At 47.7% G+C, this 19,472-nt stretch carries 16 protein-coding genes; 4 read left to right on the forward strand and 12 right to left on the reverse strand.

Annotation, left to right across the window (positions count from 1 at the left end):
• Positions 1-49 precede the first annotated feature (49 nt).
• From V8Z93_RS03460 to V8Z93_RS03470, 3 genes are all read right to left on the reverse strand, one after another.
• A complete protein-coding gene (locus V8Z93_RS03460) occupies positions 50-1,165 on the reverse strand; it encodes a type II toxin-antitoxin system HipA family toxin (RefSeq protein WP_439432411.1) in 1,116 nt (371 codons plus the stop codon).
• Positions 1,162-1,500: a helix-turn-helix domain-containing protein gene (locus V8Z93_RS03465; protein WP_439432412.1), complete on the reverse strand. Its 339-nt coding sequence runs from the start codon at positions 1,498-1,500 to the stop codon at positions 1,162-1,164. Before V8Z93_RS03465 ends, V8Z93_RS03460 begins: the two co-directional genes overlap by 4 nt.
• A gap of 145 nt (positions 1,501-1,645) precedes the next feature.
• On the reverse strand, positions 1,646-2,998 hold the full coding sequence (locus V8Z93_RS03470; RefSeq protein ID WP_439432413.1) for an ATP-binding protein: 1,353 nt from the start codon (positions 2,996-2,998) through the stop codon (positions 1,646-1,648).
• A gap of 274 nt (positions 2,999-3,272) precedes the next feature.
• Here V8Z93_RS03470 and gpmI point away from each other — a divergent pair, with 274 nt between their 5' ends.
• The 3 genes from gpmI (at position 3,273) to V8Z93_RS03485 (ending at position 6,241) form a co-directional block, all read left to right on the forward strand.
• Positions 3,273-4,790, forward strand: a complete 1,518-nt coding sequence (gpmI, locus tag V8Z93_RS03475) for a 2,3-bisphosphoglycerate-independent phosphoglycerate mutase (protein WP_118118493.1) — start codon at positions 3,273-3,275, stop codon at positions 4,788-4,790.
• 57 nt (positions 4,791-4,847) lie between these two features.
• On the forward strand, positions 4,848-5,513 hold the full coding sequence (locus V8Z93_RS03480; protein ID WP_439432414.1) for a uracil-DNA glycosylase: 666 nt from the start codon (positions 4,848-4,850) through the stop codon (positions 5,511-5,513).
• Between the two features lie 92 nt (positions 5,514-5,605).
• A complete protein-coding gene (locus V8Z93_RS03485; protein ID WP_117662431.1) occupies positions 5,606-6,241 on the forward strand; it encodes a DUF3109 family protein in 636 nt (211 codons plus the stop codon).
• Between the two features lie 31 nt (positions 6,242-6,272).
• On the opposite strand, the gene V8Z93_RS03490 is transcribed toward V8Z93_RS03485, so the two are convergent.
• From V8Z93_RS03490 to rpsT, 4 genes are all read right to left on the reverse strand, one after another.
• On the reverse strand, positions 6,273-7,214 hold the full coding sequence (locus V8Z93_RS03490) for a hypothetical protein (RefSeq protein WP_439432415.1): 942 nt from the start codon (positions 7,212-7,214) through the stop codon (positions 6,273-6,275).
• Positions 7,215-7,265: 51 nt separating this feature from the next.
• Positions 7,266-9,641: a glycoside hydrolase family 95 protein gene (locus tag V8Z93_RS03495; RefSeq protein ID WP_439432416.1), complete on the reverse strand. Its 2,376-nt coding sequence runs from the start codon at positions 9,639-9,641 to the stop codon at positions 7,266-7,268.
• 120 nt (positions 9,642-9,761) lie between these two features.
• The gene (gene gyrB / locus V8Z93_RS03500; protein ID WP_203041195.1) at positions 9,762-11,732 is read right to left on the reverse strand and encodes a DNA topoisomerase (ATP-hydrolyzing) subunit B; all 1,971 of its coding nucleotides are present in this window, start codon (positions 11,730-11,732) and stop codon (positions 9,762-9,764) included.
• 261 nt (positions 11,733-11,993) lie between these two features.
• Positions 11,994-12,248, reverse strand: coding sequence for a 30S ribosomal protein S20 (gene rpsT, locus V8Z93_RS03505; protein WP_203041196.1), 255 nt, complete (start codon positions 12,246-12,248; stop codon positions 11,994-11,996).
• A 233-nt stretch (positions 12,249-12,481) separates the two neighbouring features.
• Between rpsT and recO the strand changes: the two genes are divergently transcribed.
• Positions 12,482-13,207 carry a DNA repair protein RecO gene (recO, locus tag V8Z93_RS03510; RefSeq protein WP_439432417.1) on the forward strand — a complete coding sequence of 242 codons (726 nt, stop codon included), beginning with the start codon at positions 12,482-12,484 and terminating at the stop codon, positions 13,205-13,207.
• Positions 13,208-13,264: 57 nt separating this feature from the next.
• Here recO and ftsZ read toward each other — a convergent pair whose 3' ends face one another.
• Genes ftsZ through murG form a run of 5 tightly spaced genes read right to left on the reverse strand, consistent with a single transcriptional unit; the run spans position 13,265 to position 19,399 of the window.
• The gene (gene ftsZ / locus V8Z93_RS03515; protein ID WP_203049212.1) at positions 13,265-14,602 is read right to left on the reverse strand and encodes a cell division protein FtsZ; all 1,338 of its coding nucleotides are present in this window, start codon (positions 14,600-14,602) and stop codon (positions 13,265-13,267) included.
• 30 nt (positions 14,603-14,632) lie between these two features.
• Positions 14,633-16,078: a cell division protein FtsA gene (gene ftsA, locus V8Z93_RS03520; RefSeq protein WP_203041199.1), complete on the reverse strand. Its 1,446-nt coding sequence runs from the start codon at positions 16,076-16,078 to the stop codon at positions 14,633-14,635.
• A gap of 43 nt (positions 16,079-16,121) precedes the next feature.
• Positions 16,122-16,916, reverse strand: a complete 795-nt coding sequence (locus tag V8Z93_RS03525; RefSeq protein ID WP_203049214.1) for a cell division protein FtsQ — start codon at positions 16,914-16,916, stop codon at positions 16,122-16,124.
• Positions 16,917-18,293 carry a UDP-N-acetylmuramate--L-alanine ligase gene (gene murC, locus V8Z93_RS03530; RefSeq protein ID WP_203041201.1) on the reverse strand — a complete coding sequence of 459 codons (1,377 nt, stop codon included), beginning with the start codon at positions 18,291-18,293 and terminating at the stop codon, positions 16,917-16,919. It lies immediately after the preceding gene.
• A complete protein-coding gene (murG, locus tag V8Z93_RS03535) occupies positions 18,293-19,399 on the reverse strand; it encodes an undecaprenyldiphospho-muramoylpentapeptide beta-N-acetylglucosaminyltransferase (protein ID WP_203041202.1) in 1,107 nt (368 codons plus the stop codon). Before murG ends, murC begins: the two co-directional genes overlap by 1 nt.
• Positions 19,400-19,472 lie beyond the last annotated feature (73 nt).

A 19,472-nucleotide genomic window follows, 5' to 3' on the forward strand; every position in this document is an offset into this window, starting at 1 on the left:
TTGCCTTAAGGGAAAATATATTTTTCCTTAAGGGAAATAAAATCTTCCCTTAAGAGATATTTCCACCAGAATTAACCTGTAAAGATATCTCTTTGTAGATTTCTCGGCATCTCTTTTCCTTCATTTTATTCTTTACACCAACGGCAATCATATCCTCTACGGTCGGATGCCCTGTTCCATTTACAGATGTTGCGTGTTCTCCATTATATCCCTCGGTGCAATGGGTGAGGTCGTAGGCAGGAGCTAAATGCCAGTGCCATTTGCCATCGCTCTCTTTCTGAACCAAGAAAGAGAAGTTCTTGCAGTGGTCGTCCTTGTTGTCCATTATATAATTGAAAACCATGCGGCGGAACATCTCTTCCACATCCTCCTGGCTCTGGGTAAGATAACCTGTAAGCGCCAAAAGGTTGAGATAATCGAGAATGGGGTTGGAAAGGGAAACGTTGAGTAAGGCTCCAGCTGTGGCTACGTGAATGCGTTCGCCTGTTGGAGAAATGTCGAAGCGACGGCAGGCAAAATACTTGTTGTTTACCAGTTTGAAGTCGGGTACTTGGATACCACATTGCTTGGCTATCTCATTATAATGATACTCTTGCTTTCCCATATCTTGAGGGTCATAGGTATGGCGAAACTTGACCAGCCAATGACCATCCTCGTTTGTAAAAATGGCTTTCGGGCGACAACCGCCACTATTACCACTATTATATAATAGCAATCCTGCGTCATTATCCTGTTGCTCCTTCAGTACTTCCAAGGCTTTGGCTTGTAAAAGGTCAAAGTCCTCTATCTCGTGTCCTGTCTGGATAGAAGTTATAGGTTCGTAGGTCAATGCGCCCATACCTCCATTGCCCACGATGCTCAGTCGGTCAAGAGCAGATAGCTCAAAGTCGTTGATCCCCTCTTTTAGCAAGGCTTTATGCAATAGGTATCTACCATATCCATCGGGAAGGCTGTCTTCGAAGATGCCAAAGTTCCCGTTGAAAGGGGTGGCTTTGGCAATGAAAAGACCGGGCTTCAGTGGCAATTCCAGCGGAGATATACTAAAGCCAGATGCCAACCACAGATTGTCATACTCGAAGGTGCATACCTTTCCATCGGCACTCAATGACAGAGTGCCGACTTTCTCCTGGTGATATTTCACGGCTAAAGATTCTATATGTTTCATTGTCTGTAAGCCTTTTTCTTGTTAGCGTTTCTTTTTATCTGTTGCAACTCCTCCATGGTGGAGTACTTGGGTTGCGAGAAGACGTTCTTGATTTCTGAGGTGTATTCCAAAGCTATGGCGATACCTATCAGATTCTTGAGGGAGATGAGGCCCTTTTGTTCGAATCTGGTGATGTTGCTGACGGCAACGCCCGATTTGTCTGCCACTTGCTCACGTGTCAGATTCTTCTCTATTCTTCGTCTTCTGAAGTCGTTTGCCATCTCCTTTGCAATCTCATCAGGATTGTCGTGGAGGTAGTTATCTAATATTGCTAATATATTATTCGTTTCTTGCATAATCGTTGGGATAATAACAAGATATTATCAGTTGCAAAGATACAAAAAATAATGTTATGTTCCAAATAAAAATGAACTAAAAAGTCAAAATCCCTAAAGAACCTATGATATTTGCTTTACTCTTATAGTATGTGTATCAGTTCTCTTATAAATATATGTCTTTATCAGAATCTTCTGCCTCTATACACATTATATAATATATAGGGAGATAAGTAATGCCGTCCTTCACTTCCACCTGTTGGGCATTAGAGAGGACGAAGGCTTCATGGATGTTGTATTCCTTAATCTTCAAGAACTTGTCTAGGGCACTATGCACTTGATAGTCCTTGCCGGACTTCACTTCTATCGGCAGAACGGAAAGATGAGGACGGTCATCTATCAAGTAATCCACCTCACCAATTTTCTTGTTGTCATAATAATAAAGGTTGAAGCCATGGGCTTTCAGCTCCTGCGCCACTACCGTCTCATACACAGAACCAAGGTTGATGCTGGCGATGTCATCCAGCACTGCCTTGATGTTAGTGCCAAAGAATATATTGGTCAGGATGCCCACATCATTCATATAGAGTTTGAGCAGATTCTTGCCACTATTCTCTATCAATGGGAAGCTAGGCTTGCTGATGGCTTTTACCTCTAGCGTGATACCGGAAGAGATGAGGTAATCAAACTCCTCCTGATAATCACTCATACGCTTGCCCTGCTTGTTCTCGATGTTTTTAGCCACAATGCGCTTCTTCTTGTTTTCAAGATTGGAAGGCACTATGCCATAGATGCGCTGAATCTTCAAGCGATTGTGTATCTCCTCATATCTAGCCGCATCCACCCCATACAGGTGATGGATATTATCTTGTATTTTTCGGATGGCGGTGATGTTCTTAGTTGCAACGAATTCATTGACTGCATCTGGTAAACCTCCCACCAAGAGATACTTCTTGAAGAGATCCAGCAACTTGTTATGAATAGCTTCAGGCATGCTGCTACGCTCGGCAAACTTCTTGCGCATCGTGTCAAGTACAAGTTGTCCCACTCCATTGGCAATCAGAAATTCCTCGAAATCCAGAGGATACATGTGCTTGATTTCTATGCTGCCTAAAGGGATGGAAGAGGTGGTCTTGAGCGTTACTCCCAAGAGTGAACCGCTGCAAATGTAAGTGAACTTATTGTCTTCGCGCAAGAACTTGAGCAGAGTAAGCAGATGGTCGTAGGCTTGAATCTCATCGATAAACACCAATGTGTTGTTTTTTTCTTTCATCCTATCACCTGCCACAATGCTCAAAGCCATATAAAAGTCGTCTACCGTCTTGGCATCAGCAAAGGTTCTGTCTCCCACCTTGTCAGTCTCCATATTTATCTCAATAAAGTTGGGAAATAGTTTCTTTCCTACTTCTCTAATGATATACGACTTGCCTATTTGGCGTGCTCCGTCAATAACCAAAATCTTGTCAGACCTTGATTGTAAGTGGTTTACGATATATTTTTCTATCTTTCTGTACAGCATAATCACACTTTTCCTTTAAAATTAGCACTGCAAAAATACACTTTTCCTATGAAATAACCAAATAAAAATACACTTTTCCTATAAAAATGGCACTAGAAAAATACACTTTTCTGTTGATTTCGACTATATAAAACTACACTTTTCCGAAAAAGGGCTTTGGTGTTGCCCTGAAGCATGATAAATATAATTAAATATAGGGTGAATTGTTTTGCAATTCGCCCTTTTTTATGTACTTTTGCAGTCGAAATTCGAATTTAAATCATTTTATGTAATTATGGCAAAAAAAGCTCTTTTAATGATTCTCGACGGATGGGGAATCGGTAAGCATGATAAGGGTGATGTTATCTTCAAGACTCCAACTCCTTATCTCGATTATTTGACAGCAGTTTCAGCACATTCTACTCTCCAGACTTGTGGCGAGGACGTTGGTCTTCCTAAAGGTCAGATGGGTAACTCTGAGGTAGGTCACCTCAACATTGGTGCTGGTCGTGTGGTATATCAGGACCTCGTTAAGATCAACAAGGCTTGCGAGAGCGGTGACATCTTGAAGAATCAGGAAATCATCAACGCTTACAGCTATGCTCAGAAGACAGGTAAGAAGCTCCACTTGATGGGCTTGACTTCTACCGGTGGTGTTCACTCTTCTTTGGATCACCTCTTCAAGTTGATTGAGATTGGTAAGGAATATGGTTTGAAGGAGACATACGTTCACTGCTTCATGGATGGTCGTGATACAGACCCTAAGAGCGGTAAGGGCTTCATCGAGGAAGTTCAGGCTTGCTGCGACAAGAATGGTGCACACATCGCAAGCATCGTAGGTCGTTTCTATGCTATGGACCGTGACAAGCGCTGGAACCGTGTGAAAGAAGCATACGACTTGCTCGTTGAGGGTAAGGGTAAGCAGGCTGACGACATGGTGAAGGCAATGCAGGAGAGCTACGATGAGGACGTAACAGACGAGTTCATCAAGCCAATCAATAACTCAAAGGTTGACGGTACTATCCAGGAGGGTGATGTTGTTATCTTCATCAACTACCGTAACGACCGTGCCAAGGAGTTGACCCAGGTATTGACTCAGCAGGATATGCCAGAGGAAGGCATGCACACCATCAAGGACTTGCAGTACTACTGCATGACTCCATACGATGCAAGCTTCCAGGGTGTTCACATCCTCTTCCCTAAGGAGAACGTAATGAACACTCTCGGCGAGTACTTGAGCGCACAGGGCAAGAAGCAGCTCCACACTGCAGAGACAGAGAAGTATGCTCACGTAACATTCTTCTTCAATGGTGGTCGTGAGACTCCATACGAGGGTGAGGACCGTATCCTGGTTCCTTCTCCAAAGGTGGCTACTTACGACCTGAAGCCAGAGATGAGTGCTTACGAGGTTAAGGATAAGCTGGTTGGTGCTATCAACACTCAGGAGTACGACTTCATCGTTGTAAACTTCGCTAATGGTGATATGGTAGGTCACACTGGTATCTACAACGCTATCGCTAAGGCTGTTCATGCTGTTGACAACTGCGTAAAGGACGTTATCGAGGCTGCCAAGGCTAACGATTATGAGGCTATCATCATCGCTGACCACGGTAATGCAGACCACGCTATCAACGAGGACGGTACACCAAACACCGCTCACTCTTTGAACCCAGTTCCATTCATCTACGTAACTGACAACAACTCAGCTACCGTTAAGGATGGCCGTTTGGCAGACGTTGCTCCTTCTATCCTCCACATCATGGGCTTGGAGCAGCCAGCTGATATGACAGGTGAGAACTTGATTATTGACTAATAATAATTTCGGAAGTCAAGGCTTTTTGGAGCCTTGACTTCTTTAACTTAAAACATCATGGACGTAAAGATAGAAGAAAGTTGGAGACAGCATATAGGTGACGAGTTCAACAAGCAGTATTTTGTTGACCTCACAAACTTCGTGAAAGAGGAATACCTGCGTACGCCTTGTTATCCTCCGGGTCGTTTGATTTTCAATGCCTTCAATCTCTGTCCTTTTGATGATGTAAAGGTAGTGATTATCGGACAGGATCCCTATCATGAGCCTGGTCAGGCGATGGGATTGAGTTTCTCTGTGCCAGAAGGAATTACCTTTCCGCCATCATTGATTAATATATTCAAGGAGATTCAGATGGATCTCGGCACTCCGATGCCAGCCACGGGCGATTTGACCCGCTGGGCAAAGCAGGGAGTATTGTTGCTCAACGCTACCCTTACCGTTCGTGCCCATCAGGCAGCGAGCCATCAGCGCAAGGGCTGGGAGCAATTCACAGATGCAGCTATCCAGGCGCTCAGCAAGGATAAGGAACACCTGGTGTTTATTCTTTGGGGCGGTTATGCCCGAAGCAAGGCAAAGCTCATCGATACGAGTAAGCACCTGATATTGGAAAGTGTGCATCCTTCGCCATTATCTGCCAACCGTGGCGGATGGTTTGGCAATCATCATTTCTCCCGCTGCAATGCGTATCTGCAGCAGAATGGAATTGCGCCTATCCAATGGTAGGCACACCTATTTATATATAGCTATCCACTACTCATGGGTAGCTATCATTATTTAATATATATCAAAGACATTTATTCATCTCAAGAAACATTATGAAGAAAGACGAACTGCGTATTCTGCAGGTGGGCAACGTGTTGGTTTCACCTGATATCATCACTGAAAAATTCTGTTGCGACCTTGATGCCTGCAAGGGTGAGTGCTGCATCGAAGGCGATGCGGGAGCTCCTGTTACCCTGGATGAAATCATGGAGATAGAGGATGCGCTCGATGTGGTTTGGGATGATCTCTCGGCTTCTGCCCAGGCTATCATTGATAAGCAGGGTGTGGCTTATACCGATATTGAAGGCGATTTGGTAACGAGCATCGTGAACGGTAAGGACTGTGTGTTTACCTGCTACCAGGATTTGAAAGACCTGGGCGATGGACATACGATTCCGAATTGTTGTCTCTGTGCCCTTGAACGTGCTTATCGCGAAGGCAAGTCGAAGTTTAAGAAGCCAATCTCCTGTGCCTTGTACCCTATCCGTGCCAAGGATTTCGGAAACGAAGTGTATGGCATCAACTATAACAAGTGGCGCATCTGCAAGGATGCCATCAAGAAGGGTGAGGAGTTGAATCTTCCGGTTTATAAGTTCCTGGAAGGTCCGCTGATTGAGAAGTTCGGTAAGGAATGGTATGATGAGCTTTGCGAAGTGGCAGAGCAATTGCTTGCCGACTTGGAAGATTAATAAAAAAAGAGATTTCGAAAAGCTCTTGGGCTTATTCCGAAATCTCTAATCCTTCAATATGAACTATATCGCTCTTTTTGAATCTTCCGTTCCAGGTAATCGTATAGATTCTTCTGTTCTGAAATTTGAAACGGAAGAAAGCCTGTTCATCCAATTCCCCGTTGCAAATGTATTGATAACCATTGATGTGCAGCTTGGCGCCTCTGTGGGTATCTCGCAGAGTGAGGCGGATGGTGCCATGGAAAGGGCGACCGAAGTCGATGTTGTAACCACCCAGGGAATCTGTAAACGTACATACGGGTTCCAATACATTATATAATGTGTTCTCTGCCTTGAAAACCTTGTAGTCTTTGTATTCCTTATATCCTTTGTCTTCTTGGCGAGGTTGACCATCTGGTTTGTCTTCGCTTTCTGCTGAATCCATACTTCCTGTGGGATGAATCCAGCCGTAGGGCTCATATTCTTCCGATTTCCATGCCAGCGTGTTGGTTCTTCCGTCAAAGCGTTCGATGGTGCCATGGGTGCAGTCTCTCAACTGTCGGCAGTACCATTTTCCGTCTGCCTGATGATAGAATGAGGTGGTGTCCTGATTCCATCCGTAAAACTCCAATGAAAGCTGTTTGCCGTGACTCGGTTTGCCTTCCGGCGAATACCATACGGCAATGATGTTCTCGCCGCTTCGCAGATATTTCGTGATGTCGATGGTGCGGTTGAGCAAGGTGCTATCCTTGATGCCGTCAAACTTCACGCTTCGGGTTACGTTTCTTTCGTTTACATAGAGGCGGTAGCTTCCTGTGCTGGCAATGCTGAGCGATGCCTGCAGGGGGCGACCTTCCAGAAGATAACGCTGTCGGAATAATACTTCGGCAGAGTCACTGGGAAGGGGATACGAAATCCAATGGGTACCGAACTCCTGTGCATGGGAGCTCAGTACCCAGAGTATTGAAAAGATGAGAGTCGTTAAATATCTCATTGCTTTGTTTCTGTCTTTTACTCTAGTTTCTTAAAACCGATGTGATTCTTGTTATTTGATAATCTTTGTTTCTCCAGCCTTGAAGGAGAGGACTTTCTGCTTGCCATTGTAGTTGATGGTAAGATTTCCCCCGTTCTTGCTGGTGATGCTGGCGCGGGTCATCTTGCCATTGTTCCAGGCAAGCGAAACGCCATAGTTGCCACGGGCTTTCAGACCTTTCATCTCGCCTGCCTTCCATTCCTGCGGAAGGGCAGGGAGCAAGTCCATCGTCTCGCCGTCGCATTGCATCAGCATTTCGCATACACCTGCTGTGCCTCCGAAGTTGCCATCTATCTGGAAAGGTGGATGGGCATCAAAGAGGTTAGGGTAGGTGCCACCGCTGCGGTGCTTGCTGTCCTTGTAAACTTCTGGGCTTACGTAGGTGAGCAGCTTGCGGTATATCTGGTAAGCTTTGTCGGCACGATGCAGACGAGCCCAAAGGTTAATTCTCCAGCCTGTACTCCACCCAGTGGAGTTATCGCCCTTGATTTCCAGAGTCTTGGTTGCGGCAGCAGCAAGTTCCGGAGTCTTGTTTACCGAAATCTGGTGGAACGGATAGAGTCCGAGCAGGTGCGACTGGTGTCGATGATGCCAATCCTGGTCGTCCCAATCGTGATACCATTCCAGCAGATTGCCTCGCTTGCCGATGTGGTAAGGGCGCAGGCGATTGAGGGCTGATTGCAGCAGCTGCTGATAATCGCTGTCGATGCCCAGGGCTTTGGCTCCCTTGATGGTGTTCTTGAAGAGCTCGCGGATGATGGCAAGGTCGGCGGTACCGCCATAAAAACTGCTGCCACGGTAGCCCTTATCGGTGATGTAGTCAGCCTCTGGCGATGTGCAAGGGGCGGTAATCAGCTCGTTGGGGTTGTGTGGGTTCGGGATGAGCCACGCAAGCAGGAAGTCGGCTGCACCCTTCATCAGCGGGTAGGCGGTGGTGCGAAGATATTCTGTATCGCGGATATAGTCGTAGTGATCCCAAAGGGTTTCTACGAGCCAGGCTCCACCCATCGCCCAGTTGCTCCATTGTGGACTCTCGTTTCCGGTTCCCACAGGATTGCTCATCGCCCAGGCGTCTGTATTGTGTCCGGCGCACCATCCTTTATCAATTCCGTAGAAATGCTGGGCATTGTGTCGGCCTGTCACCGACATACCTTTAACCAATCCGTCTACCGGGGCAACCAGTTCTGGGAGGTTGGTAACTTCTGCCGGCCAGTAATTCTCTTCCAGGTTGATGTTGATGGTATAGTTGCCGCGCCATGGCGAATAGAGGGCTGGTGCCCAGAGTCCCTGCAGGTTGGCTGGCACGCCCTTGGTTCTACTGCTGCTGATGAGCAGATATCTGCCATACTGGAAATAGAGCTGTTCCAGGTAAGGATTGCTTTCGTGGTTGTCGCTGTAGGCGAGCAACTGTCTGTCGGTAGGGCGGGTGGCATCAAACTTGGCTCCTTTCAGGCTCAAGCTTACTCTATCAAAGAGTTTCTTATAGTCAGCGATGTGGCGCTGCTTGAATTCGTCGTATGTAAAGTTGGCGAGATGCCAGGCATCATCGGCTACGTTCTCGATGTATGGAGCTCCTTCCTTTACGGGATGCTTGTGGAACCCGTTGTAACTTGTTTCGTTGATGAGATAGATGATAGCCTCGCTTACATCCTTCAGATGGAGTACGGAATTGCTTGCCCACACCTTTCCGTCGGTGTTCTTTACCTGAAGCATGGCACAGTAATGCGTACTGTTGGCTTCATCCCCGAGAACGTGTCCCGTCATGGTGAGCTGTCCTCTGGATGCTTTCACCTGATGGGGGATGAGGGAGGTGAGGGAGATGTCGCTGTTGATGGCTCGCTTTTGGGAAGCACTCAGCTTGATGGCAATCATCTTGTCGGGATGAGAAGCAAAATACTCTTTGGTGTATTGGATGCCGTTGCGCCTGTAACGAACAGTAGCCAGGGAATTGTCGAGGCTCAGTTCGCGGTAATAATCCGTAAACTCGCCCTGGTTGCAGTCTTTGATGTTGATCATGCCCAGTGGCTGATAGAACTCCGAGTTATGGCCTTGCACATAGTGCTGCAGGGAATCGGCAGTCTTGTAATCCTCCTTGAACAGCGCCTCTCTGATTTTCGGAATCCACTTGTAGGCTTCGCCACCTTCGTTGGGATTCACGGGCACGCCCGTCCAGAGGGTGATGTCGTTGAGCTGGATGGAGTCGTTGTTGGCTCCACCGTAAACCAGTGCACCCAGTTTGCCATTGCCTAGCGGCAGTGACTCTTCGAAGGCGTATGCAGGCTTGTTGTACCACAGCTTGTTGGGCAGTGGCCCTTTACTTACTGTTGCCGCCTGATTGCTCAGAAAGCCTGAGGCAGCCAGTGCAAACGTGAAAAGCAGATGCTTCATAAATCCTGTTTTGTTAGTTGTTAAAATATGATGCCTGGGGTTGCGGTTCCTTGGAGGGCAGCAACCTAAAAAAGGGGGAAGACTCCTGTTGAGTCTGCCCCCAATATGTTCGTGTTAACTTTAAGCGTCGATATTGGCGTAAGTAGCGTTCTGCTCGATGAACTCACGGCGTGGCTCCACGTCGTCGCCCATCAGCATAGAGAAGATCTCGTCTGCCTGAGCTGCATTCTCGATGGTCACCTGCTTGAGCAAGCGTGTAGAAGGGTCCATGGTGGTCTCCCAAAGCTGCTCTGGGTTCATCTCACCCAAACCTTTGTATCGCTGGGTGTGGATATTCTTGTCTTCTGTGCCGTCGCCATACTTGTCGATGAAAGCCTGGCGCTGCTGCTCGGTATAGCAGTATTCGCTCACCTTGTTGCGGTATGTACACTTGTAGAGAGGTGGGGTTGCGATATACAAGTGGCCTTCCTCAATAACCTTTGGCATGAAGCGATAGAAGAGTGTCATGATCAGGGTGTCGATGTGTGAACCATCGACATCGGCATCGGTCATGATGATAATCTTGTCGTAGCGCAACTTGTCGGTGTTTGCCTCCTTGCTGTCTTCGCCATCCACACCGAAGCGGACACCAATACTCTGGATGATGTTCATCACAGACTCGGCCTCGAAGACCTTATGCCACTGAACCTTCTCTACGTTCAGAATCTTACCACGCAATGGGAGGATAGCCTGGCGGAAACGGTCGCGACCCTGCTTGGCTGAACCACCAGCGGAATCACCCTCGACGAGGAAGATTTCGCATTCCTTAGGATCCTTCATAGAGCAGTCGGCGAGTTTACCAGGCAGACCGCCACCAGTCATGAAATTCTTGCGCTGTACGCTCTCGCGTGCCTTGCGGGCAGCGATACGTGCAGTTGCTGCCAAAACCACCTTCTCGCAGATGCGCTTAGCCTCGTCTGGATGCTCCTCCAGGTAATCAGACAAAGCCTCGTTCACAGCCTGCTGAACGGCACCCTGCACCTCGCTGTTGCCGAGCTTGGTCTTGGTCTGTCCTTCAAACTGAGGCTCTGCCACCTTGATGGAGATAACGGCTGTAAGACCCTCGCGGAAGTCTTCTGGTGCAATCTCTACCTTTGCTTTCTCTATCTGCTTAGAGATAGTTGGGTCGGCTTCTGCGTAAGCCTTCAAGGTACGGGTCAACGCCATGCGGAAACCGGTCAGGTGAGTACCACCCTCGATGGTGTTGATGTTGTTGACGTATGAGTGGATGTTCTCTGAATAGTCTGTGTTGTACATCACAGCAATCTCGATAGGAATACCCTGCTTCTCTGTCTTCAGATAGATAACGTCGTCGAAGAGGTGAGTGCGATGGCGATCTACGTAGCGGACGAATTCCTTCAAACCGTCCTTGGCATGGAACACCTGCTCCTTGGTCTTGCCTTCCTCGTCTGGGCGCAGATCTTTCAAGGTAATCTTGATACCTGCGTTGAGGAATGCCAACTCGCGCATACGGTTGGCGATGATGTCCCACTTATAGACAGTGTGGGTGAAGATGGTTGGGTCTGGCCAGAACTGCTGGCGTGTACCGCGCTTGTTGGTTTCGCCTACCACCTTGACAGGATAGAGAGGCTTACCCTTCTCGTATTCCTGCTGGTAGATTTTGCCGCCACGGAAAACCTGTGACAACATGTGGGTAGAAAGTGCGTTTACACAACTTACACCCACACCGTGCAAACCACCAGATACCTTGTAGGAACCCTTGTCGAACTTACCACCTGCGTGAAGCACGGTCATAACGACTTCGAGGGCTGATTTATGGAGTTTCTCGTGCATATCCACAGGGATACCACGACCATTGTCTTCTACGGTGATGGAGTTATCTTCGTTGATGGTTACCTCGATGTCGGTACAGTAACCCGCCATCGCCTCGTCGATAGAGTTATCGACGGTCTCGTTTACCAAGTGGTGAAGACCCTTTTCGGAGATGTCACCAATATACATCGCCGGACGTTTGCGAACAGCCTCCAAGCCTTCGAGAACCTGGATGTTACTCGCAGAGTAATTATTTGCGTTGTTTTGATTTTCTGCCATTTTTAGAATTGTCTTATTTCCGTGCAAAGATACTAAAAAAAGCTGAGATTCAGAAGGTTTTCTTTGTGAAAAATAGCGAAAAAAACAAGAAAACGTGAAGTTTTCAAATATGTAGAAGAAATAGGGGAAAAAAGAGGGTAAAACGTGCTGTTTCCGATAACAAAATAGGACGGGAAAGCATACTTTGGAAAACAAGAATAAGGCTGCAATCCTCTTGAAAGGAATGCAGCCTTATTTATGTCTTTTGCTTTGACTTATAAGTTAGGCCAACTTTGCGATGTGCTGAGTAAGACCAGACTTCAAGTTAGCAGCCTTGTTCTCATGAATAACGTTGATCTTAGCCAACTTGTCTAAAAGCTTCTGAACTGTAGGATAGAGCTTTGCAGCCTCCTCCTTGTCAGACATGTTGCGCAACTTGCGAACGGCATTGCGCATAGTCTTTGCATAGTACTTGTTATGCAAAGCCTTCTTCTTGTCCTGACGGATTCTCTTGATTGATGATTTGTGATTTGCCATCTCTATGTTTATATTTTTTTATTCTTTATAATGTTTGTAGTCCCTAGCAGAGTCGAACTGCTCTTTAGAGAATGAAAATCTCTCGTCCTAACCGATAGACGAAGGGACCATTGCTTATTTGCGGGTGCAAAGTTACTACTTTTTTTCGAATCTCACAAATTTTTTTGGGAAAATTTTCGCTAAATGCTTGTTTTTTTGTAATTTTGCCCTGTTTTTAAACAATTATAGACAAAATGGAAGTAAAAACTAGAGCCATTGTGCTGCAAACGATTAAATATGGTGATGCACAGCTTATCGTGGATTTCTTCACGGAAAAGTTGGGTAGACTCTCTTTTATGGTTAAAATTCCCAAATCTTCCAAGTCGAAGATGAAGCGACAGCTGTTCCAGCCCCTAATGTTGCTGAACCTGGAGTTTGACCATCGTCCGAAAGCAAGTCTGCAACGAATCAGGGATGTTGCCATCTCCTCTCCATTCGTGGATATTCCCTTCTCACCGTTTAAGTTGGCGATGTCGATGTTTCTTGCTGAACTCCTGGGGCAGGCCACCCGCAACGAACAGGCTAACTTGCCTTTGTTCTCGTTTATTGAGGAAAGTGTCTTGTGGCTCGACCGTGCCAGAGAGGGCTTTGCCAACTTTCACATCGTCTTCATGGTTCGCCTTACCTTCTTCCTGGGCTTCTCTCCGAATCTGGAAAGTGGAGTCACGGGCGATTACTTTGACTTAGAGGAGGGCCGCTTTGTTTCCTTCGTGCCTACGCATACACATTATTTAAATAAGGAGGATTCCCTGCGTATGGTGAGCTTGTTCAGGTTGAGCTATGAAACAATGCACCTCTATACAATGTCCCGAATGGATCGGAACCGCTGTATAGAGGTGATATTGCAATATTATAAGATTCATGTTCCGGGATTCCCGGAATTGAAAAGCTTTTCTGTTCTGAAGGAACTCTTTGCCTAGTCTTACCCCCTTTCCTCGTGGCGAGGGGATGAGGGAAGGCTTCATGCGGTGGGGCAGTTAGGCGAAGCTGATAACTCCCTGAATGGAGTCGTTATCGTCTTTTTTCTTAGTTTCTTCCACCTCCACATTGCCTGAAGCCAGGTTGCGGATGTCTTCCAGAGTTTGGCGTGTACGCTTGTAGGTAGGAGTATTCTCTACCTGCAGGATTACATCCTCGTTGTCCAGATCCTCAGGACGGAACAGGAAGATGTGAGGATGACGCTTATACTGCGTAGAGTTGCCGTCTGAACCATAGTAGCGCTCTCTTCGGTTCTGGCGCTCTGCTCTTGTCTCTTCCTCTTCTGCCATGCGGCGGGCTTCCTCCTCTGTATGCTTCTTGATGTGGCGGTTCATACCCTCCACGTCTTCGAGTCCGAAACCGGTAGCCAGTACGGTTACCTTTACTCGGCTGCCCAGCTCTGGGTCGATGGCAAGTCCCCACTTCAATTCGAAGTCCTCGCCGAATTTCTCCATGAAGTCGTTCACGTCGTTCATCTCATCCATGGTCAAACCAGGGTTGTCCTTCTTCTCGCTGGCGAATGCGATGCTCAGCAGAATCTTCTTAGAGTTGAATACGTCGTTGTCGTTGAGCAATGGTGAATTCAAGGCATCTTCGATGGCCTTCTTCACACGACCTTCGCCCTCACCGTATCCCGTACTCATGATGGCAACACCACCATCCTTCAATACGGTCTTCACGTCGTTGAAGTCGAGGTTGATGAGTCCGTGAACTGTGATGATTTCTGCGATACTCTTGGCAGCTACGCTCAGGGTATCATCCGCCTTGCCGAATGCATCGAGCACGGCGAGGTCTGGATAAATCTGGCGAAGTCGCTCGTTGTTGATAACCAGCAGGGCATCAACGTGCTTTGACATTTCCTCAACGCCATCCAGCGCCTGGTCTATCTTCTTTGGACCTTCGAAGCGGAATGGGATGGTAACGATACCTACGGTCAGGATGCCCAGTTCCTTGCTCACGCGGGCAATGACTGGGGCAGCACCAGTTCCGGTACCACCACCCATACCTGCGGTGATGAAAGCCATCTTGGTTCCGTCGTTGAGCATGTGCTTGATTTCTTCCAGGGTTTCCTCGGCTGCCTGGCGTGCCTTGGCAGGCTTGTTGCCGGCTCCCAATCCTTCCTTACCCAACTGCAGATGGACAGGTACAGGAGAATCGTTGAGTGCCTGATTGTCCGTGTTGCACAATACGAAGCTTACGTCGTGGATGCCCTCACGGTACATGTGGTTTACGGCGTTACCGCCACCACCACCCACACCAATCACCTTGATGATGCTGTTTTCTTTTTCTGGCTCTCCAAAGTCCAGAATATGTGGAGTATTTCCGTTATCTAGCATAATAGTATAATTCTAAAATGTTATTCTTTCTTATTCTTCCTCTGAGATGGTATCCTTGACGAATTTCTTGAATCCTCTCATAAACTTGTGTACGAGGCTGTTCTCCTTTCTGCGCTTGGCTTCTTCCTCGGCTTCAATCTCAGCCAGGCGTCTTGCTTCCTCTTCCTCCTGTTCCTTCTTGCGGCGAGCCTCTTCCTCTGCCTTCTTCTTGATTTCCTCTGTCTGAACTACGCCCAAACCTGTGGTGTCGTTAGGGTTGCGTGTAGTTCTGTGGGTATCAACGGTAGAAGTGTGGTTGTCGAGATTGTCGAAGAGATCCTGTCCGAATTCGTTGCCGGCACAGTTCATGTCGCCCTTAGCCAGGAGTCCCAGGATGGTGTTCATCATACCGTTGCGGCTGTTGATCTTCTGGTCCTTCGAATTGATGGTCTGGGTAACGAACTTGGCAATGCGCACCTTGTCAATATGGGTATGGTTCTTGAATACCTTGTCGATTTCTGGCATGTTGCTGCCACCACCTGTCAATACGATGCCGCCCATCAGCTTGTCTGAGAATTCTGCAGGAACCTGGAACCAGGCATTCTCCACGATTTCCTCAACGCGAGCCTCTACGATTTCGATGAACTTCTTGCTCTCCACGCTTCTGTCCTTATCTACAGGATAGAGAAGTGCTTGGTCCATATTGGCGATGTCGGTGTATGCCTTGGCGTATTTCAGTTTCATCTTCTCTGCGTCAGCTTCCTCAAGCTGCAGGCAAGTCAGATCCTTGGTGATGTTGTTGCCGCCCAATGGAATGACAGAGAGATGGCGCAATATACCTTTATAATATACGGATACGGTCGTTGTATCAGCACCCAAATCTACGAGCATACATCCTGCACGCTTCTCAGAGTCAGTAAGGACACTGTCTGCCATAGCCAAAGGAGCCAAGTACATCTCTGCAATAGAGATATTGGCGTTTTCGAAGCAAGTGTTGATGTTGTTGTAGAAGTTCTTGCGCCAGAGTATGTTCAGGAAGATACCCTCCAGATGGTTGCACTGTATGCCTACAGGGTCTATCTGATACTGGTTGTCTATCTTGTATTCCTGGGTTGCTGCATCCAGAATCTCCTGGTCTGGATACGTCATGTTGCGGTTGATGTCCATGAGCTCGTTAATCATGTCTTGCGAGATGATGGAAGCTCCAGGCAGATCCTTCACGATGACGTTTTTCAGACTTCTGATAGATCTGCCGCCTACACCCACGTATACCTGGGTGATGTCTTGCTGGAGAATATTTTTCAACTTCTTGATGATGCTGATGAGGCACTGCCCCGTCTTGTCGATGTTATAGATAACACCCTTTCTGATGCAAGAAGATGAATTCTCCTGAACGACAGCAAGTACGGTGATGCTGCCGTCCAAATTCTTCTGACCTGCTATACCTGTCATCTTAGATGAGCCAAGCTCGATAGCTACAATAAATTCCTTTGGCATAGTCCTTATATATTATCTTTTTCTGTTTCTATTTAACCTTAAATTAGCTGTTATGATGCTTTTTGCAAATAATCTGGTTGTCAAACTCGATATTGATGTATGAGTATTTGTTCCAGCCAGCCTGAGATAGTCCATATTTGTAGAATTTCTCCAATCGGTCCATCTTTTTGTTGATGAACGCTTCTACGTCCTTTTCTCTTTTGCTGATGATGTTGCTCTCGGGCAGGTTACCTATATATATAATGTGGTTTCCTACCCGGGGAACTAGTTCGATGCCCCTGTTGGGCAGTACGTTGATCTGCTCAATCTGATTTCTCCAAAGATTGTTCGTCATCAGAGTCTTGCTCACCAGTGAGATATACTTCTGGGCGTACCATTTGTTGATGTTGCCCGTGGCGATGATGATGTCGCTCGTATAGTTGGTGTTCGGCATGATCTGATAATGATCATCTACATAGTAGTCCTCGTTGTTGATGCTCTTGATTCTAACAATTGGCATGCGCTGGGTGAGATAGATATCTACCAGACCTTCCTGGGTCTTGTAGCATTCTGCGGTCTTCACGAAGGGACTGGTTTTCAGTGCCTCCTCTATCATCCTGGAGTTCACTTGGCTGAGTGGCTTCTCCAGGGGGTAGAGCTTCTTCATCTCCAGTCTCTTCTTGATTTCCTTTGCATTCAGAAAACCGTTGGTCATCTCATCCTGTATGTTGATGTTCACCTTGGTGCACACCAGGTTCTTTTCATCAGGTTTGTTAAACTTGGTGAAAGCGAAACCCAGGTAGGTGGCCAATGCCACGTCTAGGGTGATGATGATGGTTTTCTGCCAATTGATATGCATTTACTTCTTTTCTAATATTTCTGTTATTTGAGGAACATAGTTGTCCAGGTCGCCGGCTCCCAGGATGACGAGTACGTCGAAGTCTCGGTTCTTCACCAGGTCGAGTACGTCTTCCTTGTGTATCATGCTCTTCTCTACGCCTGGTTTCAGGTTGTCGTAGATGAGCTTGGAGGTTACACCTGGGATAGGCTGCTCACGGGCTGGATAGATGTCGCAGAGGATGACTTCATCGAGAAGACTTAAGCTGTTGGCAAAGTCCTTGTAGAAGTCACGGGTGCGGGTATAGAGGTGTGGCTGGAAGATGGCAGTAATCTTGCGATCTTTGTACAGCTCACGGATGCTCTTCGCACTCTGGTAAATCTCTTTTGGGTGATGAGCGTAGTCGGAAAGGAATACGAGCTTGTCGTTCTTGATCTTGAAGTCGAAGCGGCGGTCCACGCCTCCGTATGTCTTCATTCCGTTGCGCAGCTCATCGGCTGTGCAGCCATTCAACTGTGCCATTGCCATTGCAGCCACACCGTTGGTGATGTTGATTGGCACAGGCTGTCCGAGTTCTACGCCTGTCACGTTCTCGATAGGAGAGATGAAGTCGAATGTGATTCCGCCATTCTCTATCTTGATGTTCTCTGCGTGGAAGTCGCCTTCGTCCTGGCTGTATTCGTATATCTTGACGCCGTCCTGCACGTGCTGCTTCATCTCCAGGTCTTTGTGGATGATGAGGGCACCGCCCGGCTGGATCAATTCTGTGTAGTGGCGGAAGCTTTCCAGATAAGCCTCCTTGGTGCCGTAGATGTCGAGGTGGTCTGGGTCGGTAGATGTGATGACGCTCATCCATGGACGCAACCAGTGGAAGCTGCGGTCGAACTCATCTGCCTCGATTACTACGTAGTCGCTCTTGTCAGAGAGGATGTAGTTGGTGCCGTAATTCTTGGAAATACCACCCAGGAAGGCATTGCAATCTACATGGCTCTGGTGCATGATGTGGGCGCACATGGTAGATGTTGAAGTCTTGCCGTGTGTGCCGGCTACGCACAAGCCCTTGTGTGTACGGGTCAGTGTGCCCAGTACCTGAGCACGCTTCTCGATGGTGAAGCCGTTTCCATGGAAGAAAACCAGCTCCTTGTGCTCTGCTGGGATAGCTGGTGTGTAAATCACCAGGGTGCTCTTGGCATCCTTGCAGGCCTCAGGGATGAGGTCTACGTTCTCCTCGTAGTGGATGAGCATGCCCTCTTTCTCCAGCTCATGGGTGAGTTTGGAAGGAGTCTTGTCGTATCCTGCTACTACCAACTTCTTGCTGAGGAAGTATCTGGCGATGGCGCTCATGCCGATACCGCCGGCACCTACAAAATAAACAGCTTTGATATCTTTGATTTCCATTACTTTGTTGCTAATTTGATGACTTCGTCGGCGATGACGTCGGCAGAGTTCTTTAAACCTAATTTCTTGATGTTCTCACAGAGTGAGGCGAGCTTGGCTTCGTCCTTCACTGTATCTACTGCCTTTTTCAGCAATACCTCTGGTGCCTCGGCATCCTTCACGTAGATGGCTGCGTCCTTGTTCACCAGCGCCATGGCGTTCTTGGTCTGGTGGTCTTCTGCCACGTTAGGGCTAGGAACCAGGATTACTGGCTTGCCGATGAGGCAGAACTCGCTGATGCTGCTGGCACCGGCACGGCTGATAACCAGGTCGGCTGCCTTGTAGGCTGCACCCATGTCGCTGATGAAGTCGGTAACCTTGAGCATTGGCAATTCCTTGCCTTTCATCTGCTCCATGATGGCTGCGTTGTAGTACTTACCTGTCTGCCAGATAAACTGCACGCCGCTTTCCTTCACCAGGTCCAGGTGCTGCAGCACGCTCTCGTTGATGGTTCTTGCTCCGAGGCTTCCGCCCACGAGCAGGATGGTTTTCTTTTCAGGGTCGAGTCCAAACTGCTTTCTTGCCTCTTCCTTGGTGATGGTAGTCTCCAGCACGTTCTGTCGCACTGGGTTTCCCGTCATGATAATCTTGTCGGCTGGGAAGAAACGTTCCATTCCTTCGTAAGCCACGCATATCTTTTCTGCCTTCTTTGCCAGGAGCTTGTTGGTCACACCTGCGTATGAGTTCTGTTCCTGGATGAGGCATGGAATACCTTTGCTGGCGCAAACGTTGAGAGTAGGTCCGCTGGCATATCCGCCCACGCCTACAGCCGCCATCGGCTTGAAATTCCTGATGATACTCTTTGCCATGTGCTGGCTCTTCCAGATCTTGAAGAGCACGGCGATGTTCTTGAGCAGGTGCTTTCTGTCAAAACCGCAGATAGGCAATCCTTTGATTTCATAACCTGCTGCAGGGACACGCTGCATTTCCATTCTGCCGAGTGCTCCTACAAACAAAATCTTGGCATCAGGGCGCTTGGCCTTGATGGCGTTTGCGATGGATACGGCAGGGAATATATGACCGCCTGTACCGCCTCCACTTATGATGATTCTTAATTCATTGTCCATGTCCATTCTTGTTTCTGACCCATAGGGTCAATAAATCCAACGCAAAGGTAAGCAAAAAAATCCATTTAATGGC

Origin of the sequence: Segatella copri (genome assembly GCF_051861805.1) — a bacterium.
Taxonomy (GTDB): Bacteria; Bacteroidota; Bacteroidia; order Bacteroidales; family Bacteroidaceae; genus Prevotella; species Prevotella copri_M.

Bases quoted from the DNA above. Each gene is read 5' to 3' on its own strand.
- V8Z93_RS03460 (WP_439432411.1), bottom strand. From the start codon at position 1,165: ATGAAACATATAGAATCTTTAGCCGTGAAATATCACCAGGAGAAAGTC.
- V8Z93_RS03465 (WP_439432412.1), bottom strand. From the start codon at position 1,500: ATGCAAGAAACGAATAATATATTAGCAATATTAGATAACTACCTCCAC.
- V8Z93_RS03470 (WP_439432413.1), bottom strand. From the start codon at position 2,998: ATGCTGTACAGAAAGATAGAAAAATATATCGTAAACCACTTACAATCA.
- gpmI (WP_118118493.1), top strand. From the start codon at position 3,273: ATGGCAAAAAAAGCTCTTTTAATGATTCTCGACGGATGGGGAATCGGT.
- V8Z93_RS03480 (WP_439432414.1), top strand. From the start codon at position 4,848: ATGGACGTAAAGATAGAAGAAAGTTGGAGACAGCATATAGGTGACGAG.
- V8Z93_RS03485 (WP_117662431.1), top strand. From the start codon at position 5,606: ATGAAGAAAGACGAACTGCGTATTCTGCAGGTGGGCAACGTGTTGGTT.
- V8Z93_RS03490 (WP_439432415.1), bottom strand. From the start codon at position 7,214: ATGAGATATTTAACGACTCTCATCTTTTCAATACTCTGGGTACTGAGC.
- V8Z93_RS03495 (WP_439432416.1), bottom strand. From the start codon at position 9,641: ATGAAGCATCTGCTTTTCACGTTTGCACTGGCTGCCTCAGGCTTTCTG.
- gyrB (WP_203041195.1), bottom strand. From the start codon at position 11,732: ATGGCAGAAAATCAAAACAACGCAAATAATTACTCTGCGAGTAACATC.
- rpsT (WP_203041196.1), bottom strand. From the start codon at position 12,248: ATGGCAAATCACAAATCATCAATCAAGAGAATCCGTCAGGACAAGAAG.
- recO (WP_439432417.1), top strand. From the start codon at position 12,482: ATGGAAGTAAAAACTAGAGCCATTGTGCTGCAAACGATTAAATATGGT.
- ftsZ (WP_203049212.1), bottom strand. From the start codon at position 14,602: ATGCTAGATAACGGAAATACTCCACATATTCTGGACTTTGGAGAGCCA.
- ftsA (WP_203041199.1), bottom strand. From the start codon at position 16,078: ATGCCAAAGGAATTTATTGTAGCTATCGAGCTTGGCTCATCTAAGATG.
- V8Z93_RS03525 (WP_203049214.1), bottom strand. From the start codon at position 16,916: ATGCATATCAATTGGCAGAAAACCATCATCATCACCCTAGACGTGGCA.
- murC (WP_203041201.1), bottom strand. From the start codon at position 18,293: ATGGAAATCAAAGATATCAAAGCTGTTTATTTTGTAGGTGCCGGCGGT.
- murG (WP_203041202.1), bottom strand. From the start codon at position 19,399: ATGGACAATGAATTAAGAATCATCATAAGTGGAGGCGGTACAGGCGGT.